The following is a 1378-nucleotide window of genomic DNA, read 5'->3' on the forward strand; positions in this document are numbered from 1 at the left end:
GTACCTCTTCGACCACATCACCGCCGTGAGCGACAATGATGCAGATACGTTCAGGAGGAGGTATCATCTCAAAGAGGGGATGATCAGTGTCGTTCCTTCGGGGTGCAACATCCGTTCGAGGATGTCTGATGGGGCAAGAGATAAGATTCGTGAAGAGATGGGGCTGCACCCCACGGATGTTGCCGTATTCTTCCACGGCCTCTACGGGCATCCGCCGAACCGGGAAGGGTTCGATCTTATTCAATCGTATATTGCCCCTCATTTTGCCGATACTGACCCGGACGTATCCTTTGTCATCGGTGGAACGCAGGTTCCGGAGTTTGAAGAAGCAAACGTCAGATCGCTTGGATTCATTACCGATATCCAGAGTATTTCCGGTGCGGATATCGCTATTGTACCTCTGAAAAGCGGAGGGGGAACGAGACTGAAGATATTTGATTATATGAGCGCCGGCCTCCCGATCGTGACCACGAAGAAAGGAATCGAAGGGATCGATGCTGAAAATTACGAGCATGCGATCATCGTCGACGACATCGACGAAGAGTTCATAGCGGGGATCAGGTATCTGATAGAAAATAAAGACGAACGGAAGAGAATTGGGGATAACGCTCGAGCACTGGCCGAAGCGAAATATGACTGGCGAATAATCGGAGGGAAACTGGAAGACCTGTATCGGACGCTGGTTTTGGAGTCAGGTGCCCGTCATACCGGCGTCGTATAGATGGTGCCATGCAGATCCGAAACCCCGTTACGCTAAACGACTGGAGGATCCCGAGTTATTTCATTGTGGTTCTGGGGCTCCAGCTGGGGCTGCTGTTTATACAACTCCTGGGGACTACGAACTCGTCTGCCCTGTTTCTGCAGGCGATCCTGGGATTTGCCTTTTTCTCATTCATTCCGGGTATAATCGTCCTCAGAATCATGAGGATACACCGTCTAAGCACCCTTGAGACGCTTCTCTACGCAGTTGGATTGAGTATAGCAATCCTCATGTTCACCGGATTGCTCATGAGTGTGCTTTATCCCCTGGTTGGGATCTCCCGGCCGCTCTCACCCGGTTCAACCCTGCTGACCGTCAACATCACGACATCGATTCTGCTCTTGCTCAGCCTCGCCAGGGATCAAAAGTCCCCCGAACCGGGCTATATCGATACGGGGGCGTTTCTCTCAAGACCTGCACTTCTCCTGTATCTGGTGCCGTTACTGACAATTATCGGGACTTATTTTGTAAACCAATATCACAGCAACGGAATTCTCATGCTGGTGATCGCGTTCATCGCGGTTATACCCGTACTGGTTGGATTAAACCGGGTGATCCCGGAAGTGCTGTACCCTCTGGCGATTTTATCTGTTTCCATCTCGCTATTGCTTCACACAT

Annotated in this window: 1 protein-coding gene and 1 pseudogene; both read left to right on the forward strand. The window is 51.1% G+C overall.

Translation table 11 applies throughout. The features are described 5' to 3' along the window. On the forward strand, positions 1-721 hold a 721-nt coding region (locus EI28_RS12435), incomplete at its 5' end, for a glycosyltransferase family 4 protein (RefSeq protein WP_048115306.1). A gap of 8 nt (positions 722-729) precedes the next feature. Then, positions 730-1378 (forward strand): annotated as a pseudogene (locus tag EI28_RS12440) (hypothetical protein); the annotation flags it as partial.

It is taken from the genome of Methanoculleus sp. MH98A, assembly GCF_000691865.1.
Classification (GTDB): Archaea; Halobacteriota; Methanomicrobia; order Methanomicrobiales; family Methanoculleaceae; genus Methanoculleus.